Origin of the sequence: Sphingomonas sp. (assembly GCF_048594985.1) — a bacterium.
Classification (GTDB): Bacteria; Pseudomonadota; Alphaproteobacteria; order Sphingomonadales; family Sphingomonadaceae; genus Sphingomonas_I.
The window spans coordinates 1-7,400 of record NZ_JBMDXG010000313.1; the positions used below are offsets into that span (position 1 = coordinate 1).

General features: G+C 67.6%; 7 protein-coding genes. 3 read left to right on the forward strand and 4 right to left on the reverse strand.

Features of this window, described 5'->3' with window-relative positions; all coding sequences use genetic code 11:
• Positions 1 to 237 (forward strand): LPS assembly lipoprotein LptE (lptE, locus tag ACOJSF_RS12860; protein WP_420142596.1); only part of this gene is annotated, 237 nt, incomplete at its 5' end.
• Positions 234 to 1,259, forward strand: coding sequence for a DNA polymerase III subunit delta (gene holA, locus ACOJSF_RS12865; RefSeq protein ID WP_420142597.1), 1,026 nt, complete (start codon positions 234 to 236; stop codon positions 1,257 to 1,259). The genes lptE and holA, both read left to right, overlap by 4 nt.
• 13 nt (positions 1,260 to 1,272) lie before the next feature.
• Here holA and ACOJSF_RS12870 read toward each other — a convergent pair whose 3' ends face one another.
• The 3 genes from ACOJSF_RS12870 to ACOJSF_RS12880 all read right to left on the reverse strand — a co-directional run bounded on the left by ACOJSF_RS12870 (position 1,273) and on the right by ACOJSF_RS12880 (position 5,065).
• Positions 1,273 to 3,030 (reverse strand): diguanylate cyclase domain-containing protein, encoded by a 1,758-nt coding sequence (locus ACOJSF_RS12870; protein ID WP_420142598.1) that lies wholly within the window; start codon positions 3,028 to 3,030, stop codon positions 1,273 to 1,275.
• A 101-nt stretch (positions 3,031 to 3,131) separates the two neighbouring features.
• Positions 3,132 to 3,854, reverse strand: coding sequence for a hypothetical protein (locus tag ACOJSF_RS12875; RefSeq protein WP_420142599.1), 723 nt, complete (start codon positions 3,852 to 3,854; stop codon positions 3,132 to 3,134).
• On the reverse strand, positions 3,854 to 5,065 hold the full coding sequence (locus ACOJSF_RS12880; protein ID WP_420142600.1) for a toxic anion resistance protein: 1,212 nt from the start codon (positions 5,063 to 5,065) through the stop codon (positions 3,854 to 3,856). Before ACOJSF_RS12880 ends, ACOJSF_RS12875 begins: the two co-directional genes overlap by 1 nt.
• Positions 5,066 to 5,206: 141 nt before the next feature.
• Between ACOJSF_RS12880 and typA the strand changes: the two genes are divergently transcribed.
• The gene (gene typA / locus ACOJSF_RS12885; RefSeq protein WP_420142601.1) at positions 5,207 to 7,042 is read left to right on the forward strand and encodes a translational GTPase TypA; all 1,836 of its coding nucleotides are present in this window, start codon (positions 5,207 to 5,209) and stop codon (positions 7,040 to 7,042) included.
• Between the two features lie 4 nt (positions 7,043 to 7,046).
• Here typA and ACOJSF_RS12890 read toward each other — a convergent pair.
• A partial coding sequence (locus tag ACOJSF_RS12890; RefSeq protein WP_420142602.1) for a DUF4126 domain-containing protein occupies positions 7,047 to 7,400 on the reverse strand: 354 nt, incomplete at its 5' end.

Consider the following 7,400-nt stretch of genomic DNA (forward strand, 5'->3'; position numbering starts at 1 on the left):
GCGACGACCCGGGAGCGTCGCACGCTGCGCGCCCGTTATCGCCTGGTCGAAGCCGCGACCGGGACGGTCGTGCTCGACGCAACGGCCGGATCCGACGCCGGGATCGACGTGGTCAGCAGCGAATATGCCACCGTCGCGGCCGAACAGACCGCGCTCGAACGCCTGTCGAGCGCGATCGCCGACCAGATCGTCGCGCGCGTCGCGCTCTATGCCGCGCGCAACCCGGCGCCGCGATGAAGCCTGCAGAGGCGAAGCTCCGCCGCGCGCTGGACGGCGCCGATCCCGACGTGCGTTGCTACCTCCTTTATGGGCCGGATGAGGCGGGATCGCGCGCGCTGGCCGCCCGGCTGGGTGTGGCGATGGGCGCGGATGCGGAGCGGATCGACCTGACCTCCGCGCAGTTGAAGAGCGATCCCGCCCGGCTGGCTGACGAGGCGGCGGCAATTTCCCTGTTTGGCGGCCGGCGTTGGATCCGGCTCGATCCCGCGACCGACGATGCCGCCGATGCGGTGGCGGCGCTGCTCGCAGCCCCCGCCGCCGGAAATCCGGTGGCCGCGATCGCCGGCGCGCTGCGCAAGGATGCCAAGCTCATCAAGCTGGTGGACGCAAGCCCGTATGCGCTGGGCCATGCGAGCTACCTGCCCGAAGGGCGCGATGCCGACGCCGTCGTGGTCGAAGCGGGCCGGGAGCAGGGCCTCCAGCTCCGTCCCGACGTGGCGCAACGTATCGCGCGCACGACCGGGGGAGACCGCGCTCTGATCGCGCGTGAGCTGGAGAAATATGCGCTATACCTCGACGCCGCGCCCGACCGGCCGAAGCCGCTCGATCACGACGCGCTCGACGCGCTGGGCGCGGCGACCGAGGAAGGAGACCTGACGGCGCTTACCAACGCGGTCTTTTCCGGGCAGCCGGCCGAGGCCGATGCCGAACTGGCCCGGCTTGCGAGCGAGGGCATGGAGGGCGTGCCGGTAATCCGCGCGCTCGGCCGGCGCGCGCTCCAGCTTGCGCAACTCCGCTCGGCGATGGCGCAGGGCGAAAGCATTGATCGGGTGATGGAGACCGCCGGCAAGGCGATCTTCTGGAAGGAACGCGACACGATCCGCCGCCAGCTCGGCCGCTGGACGCCCGAGGCGCTCGCGACCGCCATTGCGCGCTTGGGCGAGTCGGAGCGCGTGGTGAAATCGCCGCTTTATCCCGGGCACGCAGTGGTCGAGGAAGATGTGCTGGCGATCGCCAGGCATGCGGCGCGCCGCCGCTGACATCCTGCGCCTATTACGTTCCGCTCCACGGGAAGGCGAGCTGGTCGCGCTCCATCATTTCGCGCGACGCCTCATTGTCGGAGGCCGGGAAGATAACCCTGTTCCGCCCGGCATGCTTGGCTTCGTACAGCGCGCGATCCGCGCTGGCATAGAGTTGCTGGAACGGGGTCGCCGTGGTTCCCCGGGCCACGCCGATGCTCGCGGTGACGGGGCGGTGGCGGCTCACCTCGCCATGATCCAGCGCCTCGATCGCCGCGCGCACGCGCTCGGCAAATTGTTCAAGCGCGAAGGCCGATAGTCCGGGTGCGGCGATGATGAACTCTTCGCCGCCCATCCTGCCCGTGAAATTCCCCTCGGCTTCGAGCCCGCGAAAATAGGACGCCATCGTGCGGAGGACGGTGTCGCCCGCCTCATGGCCGAAGCGGTCGTTGATCGATTTGAACAGGTCCACGTCGATCAGCAGCAGCCCGAGCGGCGTTGCCGGCGCGGCGGCGCACAGATGGTAGAGGCGCGCGACGAACCCGCGCCGGTTGAACAGGCCGGTCAGTGGATCGCGGTTGGCGAGCTCCGCCAGCGCGACTTCCGCAGCCCGCGCCGCGTCGAGCTCGGTTCGCAGGCGGGCGAGCCGGCGCGTGGCCGCCAGCGCCAGCCACATGCTCTGAAAGGCGGAGGCGAACAGCACGGCGATCTGCGATCCGCCCCCGAACAATTGTGTGTCGAGATCGACGATCATGGTCAGCGCCAGCACCGCCATCGGGATCGCCCAGGCCTTGCTCAGATCGCGCGCTTCGATGCTGCCACGTCGCCATGCCCGGGTCATGCAGGCCGCGACGGCGATCAGGTTGGCGAGTGTGAGGAACGCCAGCACGTTGGCCAGCGGCATGATGGCCGGTCCCGTGAGGATGGCCAGCGGAACCCCGAGCATGGCCACCAGCACTCCCAGACCGATCACGCCGATGCGGACGCGCCGGGACAGCGCACCGGCAAGCGCGGTCATCACGCTGATCGTCGCGATGGCGACTGCAAGGCAGGCAAGGAAGGTGCCGATCTGGCTGGACACCGTCCCGGCAATCCCGGGTACGACGATCAGCGCGGCCTGCGACCATACGAGGCCCCATAGGAACACGCACAGCGCCCACAGGCCATGCCAGACGAGGTAGGTTCGGCGCGCGGCGACGGCCAGCGCGAGGTTGTAGATCCCACCGGCCAGCAACAGGGTCAGTGACGCGCCGACCAACAATGCCGCAATAGCCAGGTCGCGATTGGCGGCCGGGGAAGCGAACAGCCGGATGCGCAGCAATTTGTGGCTGCTCAGATGCGTGAAGTGGATCGTCACCGATACGAGCGGCGCGGGGCGCGCCGGAGCGCTGAACAGGAGCTGCCCGCCAATCCGCCAGCGTGACGCGAAATCGCCGAGCTTTGCCTCCTGCCGCAGGATCTGGTGGTCGGCGTAGCGGAACAGCACCTCGACCCGTTCGAAGCGGGTCTGGTGGATCAGCAGGGTAAGCGGGCCGCCACCCGCATCGCGCGGCAGCAGGGCCGGGTCGACCCGCAGCCACAAATGCCGGTCCTGATACCCCTCGGGCTCGCCCGCGCACTGATAGCGGGGCGGTGGCGTCTCGTCGGCCGTGACCGCATGACACAACTCCCCACCGAACCCGAGGGCGCGTGCCTCGGCCGGCTTCATCCACGGCGAGCCGGTCAGGGTGAGGACGATCAGCAGGACGACCAGCCGACTGTGGATCCCCGGGAGCTGGCGAAGGAGGCTCAAGACGTGTGACTAACTCGGCGGAACAACGGCGGGGGTGCGGCGAGTATGAGCTATGGTCAAGTCGTTCCGGTTTCAGAACGGCTTGCGACCGCTGAAACGCCTTACTCCGTGGCCTCGTCGCGATATTTGAGTTCCAGATACCGCCCCTGCGTCGCCAGCTTGTTGAGGTCCCCGTTGGCGAGGTCGGCGCTCATCCGGCCGAGCTCGTCGTCCACGATCCGGAGCGCTTCGGTCAGCTGACGATCGGGGGCGACCCCGTCGCGATCCTGCGTGCGGAAACCTTCGGGCACCTTGGCATAACCTTGGATGAGGTCGGGCAATTCCTGCGAGAGCAGCTTGCGCACCTCGAATGCCGCCGGTTCGCGCGGGTCGAGCGCGCTCAGCTGCGGACCGAGCGTCTCCAGCTTGAGGCCGATCGCGTCGACCAGGCGCACGGCGGGCGGGGGCAGCGCGGCGCGCTGGGCCTGCAGCCATGTGGCGGTGCGTTCGGGCAAGAGCGGCAGGTCGCTTTGTGCCAGCGCCTCGATACTGACCTGCGGCACGCGCATCGATCCGACGATGACGACCCACGACAGGACCAGCGCGATCACCGCCGCCAGGAACCCGAACTGGCCGATCGGACCGACGACAAGGCCCCATCCGATCGCCCCCGCGACGATCACGGCCGTGGCGATCAGCATGCGCTGCAACGCGCGTGCCTGCGCCGCGCGGCGCCGCTGCCGGGCGCGGCGGGCAAGCTGTTGCTCCTCGGTGCTCACGCGGCGGAGAACGACGGCATGGCGGGCTTCCTCGGCATCCGAGTAGAGGCGGCGGAGATCGGGCATCAGTTCACCGGCCGGAACGGATCGTCGCCGCTGCCGCCCGCCGTCAGCCGGGCCTGCGCCGCGCCCTCCGCCCGCGCGATGTAGCCGCGCGACTTCTCGACCTCGCTCGACAGGCTGTCGACGGTGGTCTTCATCGAATCGAGCGCTTCCAGCTTGAAGCGATCGACCGCGTCCATCGTATCGTAGATATTCTGGAAAGCGCGCTTCAGCGTCTCGACCGGGATGGTGGAGCTTGCGGCCTGCTGATGGATCTGCGCGGTCTGGTTGCGCAGCATCTCACCGGTCGAATCGATGATGTTGGCGGTCGTGGTGTTGAGCTGGGTGATCTGCTCCAGCACCAGCTTCTGCCCGACCAGCGCCTGCGCCACCGTCACCGCCGTGCGCAGCGCGGCGACCGTGGTGGTCGATGCGCGATCGACGCCTTTCATCAGCTCGACATTGTTCTTTTTGACCAGATCGAGCGCGAGATAGCCCTGCACCGTCACCGCCATCTGCGTCAGCAGGTCCTGATGCCGCTGACGCACGTAGAACAGTGCGCTTTCGCGGATCGCCTTGGCCTTGGTCGGGTCGCTCGTCTCCAGCGCGTTGGCCTTGTCCTCCAGCATCGTGTCGGCGGTGGCGGCATAATGGATCATCTGCTCCAGCCGTCCCATCGCCGCCCACAACGACTGTCGCTCGGTGTCGATCGCGGCATTGTCCTTCAGCAGCTCGTCCTTGCCGTTCTTCAACGAGACGAGGATGGCTGAGATATGGCTCTGCGAGCTTTTGTAGCTGTCGAAATAATTCTTCAGCTTGTTGCCGAAGGGGATGACCCCGAACAGCTTGCGCGGCGCGAGCAGATTGCCCTTCTTGACGGGGTCCAGCTCTTCGATCGTGCGGCGCAGCTGCGCGAGGTCGGCGCCGACGCCCGTGTCCGCGTCCATCGCGCGCACCGGCCGATCGAGGAAGCGGTTCGAATGCCCCGCCGCCTCGCGTATCTCCTTTTGCCCGAGGTTGGAGATCGTATCGATCCGCTTGCCGAATTCAGGCGAGTTCGCGTCCAACTCGGCAAGCTGATCGACGAAGGCGCCGACGCGCTTCTCCAGTTCGGTCTTCACGCCGTCATCCAGCGGCACCAGCCCCGCCGCCCGCGCGGGCGCGATCGCCTGCACCGGTTCGGGCGGCGTGAGCACCAGGTCGTCGGTCTTCGTTTCGGTCGCGGTCGTCGCCAAGATCGCTCTCCAGCCGTGAGTGTCCAAGATAAGGGGGAAGAACTGTATTATTCAAGCGATACGGATGTTCGGCATCTTGTTGCGACGCGGCGGATCGGCTAAAGGCGCGCACGATCCGAAAACCCGAACCGAAAGACCACCATGCGCCTTCGCAACGTGGCCATCATCGCGCACGTCGATCATGGCAAGACAACCCTGGTCGACCAGCTGTTCCGCCAGTCCGGCACCTTCCGCGACAACCAGCGCGTGGAAGAGCGCGCGATGGATTCGAACGACCTGGAAAAAGAGCGGGGGATCACGATCCTCGCCAAGCCGACGTCGATTGAGTGGGAAGCGCCCGATGGCGAGAAGACGCGCATCAACATCGTCGACACGCCCGGCCACGCCGATTTCGGCGGTGAGGTGGAACGCATCCTCTCGATGGTCGACGGCGTGATCCTGCTGGTCGATTCGTCCGAGGGCGCGATGCCGCAGACGAAGTTCGTGACCGGCAAGGCGCTGGCGCTCGGGCTGCGGCCGATCGTCGTGGTCAACAAGATCGATCGCTCCGACGCGCGCGTGCAGGAAGTGCTGGACGAGGTGTTCGACCTGTTCGTCAGCCTCGACGCGACCGACGAGCAGCTCGATTTCCCGGTCCTTTTCGCTTCGGGCCGCAATGGCTATGCCTCGACCGATCCGGAGGCGCGCGAAGGCACGCTGACGCCGATGTTCGAGAAGATCGTCAGTCACGTGCCGGCGCCCGATGTCGATGTCGACGCGCCGTTCACCTTCCTCGTGACCCTGCTCGACCGCGACAATTTCCTTGGCCGCATCCTCACCGGCCGGGTGACCTCGGGCACGGTCAAGATCAATCAGCCGATCCATGCGCTCGACAATGAAGGCAAGATTATCGAGACGGGTCGCGCGTCGAAGATCATGTCCTTCCGGGGGCTCGATCGCGTGCCGGTCGACGAAGCGCAGGCGGGCGACATCATCAGCCTCGCGGGTCTGACCGTCGCCACCGTCGCAAACACCATCGCCGACATTTCGGTCAGCGCGCCGATCCAGGCGCAGCCGATCGATCCGCCGACGCTGTCGATGCGCTTCGCGGTCAACGACTCGCCGATGGCGGGGCGTGAAGGCAGCAAGGTGACGAGCCGCATGATCCGCGACCGTCTGATGCGCGAAGCCGAATCGAACGTCGCGATCAAGATCACCGAAGCCGCCGACCGCGACAGCTTCGAGGTTGCGGGCCGTGGCGAGCTCCAGCTCGGCGTGCTGATCGAAACGATGCGCCGCGAGGGCTTCGAGCTCGGCATCAGCCGCCCGCGCGTGCTGTTCGGCGAGGATGCCGAGGGCAAGCGCACGGAACCGTATGAGACGGTCGTGATCGACGTGGACGAGGAATATTCGGGCACGGTCGTCGAGAAGATGAACCTGCGCAAGGCCGAGATGACGGACATGCGCCCGTCGACCGGCGGCAAGACCCGCATCACCTTCTCCGCGCCGTCGCGCGGCCTGATCGGCTACCATGGCGAATTCATGTCGGACACGCGCGGCACCGGCATCATGAACCGGCTGTTCGAGAAGTACGGGCCGTACAAGGGCGCGATCGAAGGCCGGAAGAACGGCGTCCTGATCTCGAACGGCGCGGGCGAGGCGAACAGCTACGCGCTCGGCCCGCTCGAGGAGCGCGGCGTTCTGTTCGTCGGCCATGGCGAGACGCTCTACGAGGGCATGATCGTCGGCGAGAATGCCAAGACGGATGACCTGGAGGTCAATCCGATGAAGGCGAAGCAGCTCACTAACTTCCGCGCGAGCGGCGGCAAGGATGACGCGATCCGCCTGACCCCGCCGAAGCGGATGACGCTCGAGCAGGAGATCGCCTATATCGACGATGACGAGATGGTCGAGGTCACGCCCAAGAACATCCGTCTGCGCAAGCGCCATCTCGACCCGCACGAGCGCAAGCGCGCCAGCCGCGCCAAGGCGGCCTGACCGGTCAGGCGGGGGCGCGTCCCGCGCCGACGATCGCCGACGCGGCGGCCAGCACCAATGCATCCTCGACCAGCCCGGTCGGGGTTTGGCCGTAGCGGCGCATCGCGCGCATCCGCAGCGCGAAGGTGACGTAGGACGCCGCGACCGCCGCTCCGGCGCCCACGGCGCCGGCAAGCAGCCGTTGCCGGCGCGGGGCCAGAGCGGCGCCGGCGATCGGGCCCGTCATCACCCGCCCGGCGATGCCGGGCGCGATGATACCGTCGGGGGCGGCGCGCATCGTGTCCCCGCCAAGCTCGCCGGCGGCGAGCGCGAGCGTGCCCGCGACTACGGCTGGATGATCGAGCAGAGGCGGCGCGCC

Coding starts and splice junctions, on each gene's coding strand:
- holA (WP_420142597.1), top strand. CDS start 234: ATGAAGCCTGCAGAGGCGAAGCTCCGCCGCGCGCTGGACGGCGCCGAT.
- typA (WP_420142601.1), top strand. CDS start 5,207: ATGCGCCTTCGCAACGTGGCCATCATCGCGCACGTCGATCATGGCAAG.
- ACOJSF_RS12875 (WP_420142599.1), bottom strand. CDS start 3,854: ATGCCCGATCTCCGCCGCCTCTACTCGGATGCCGAGGAAGCCCGCCAT.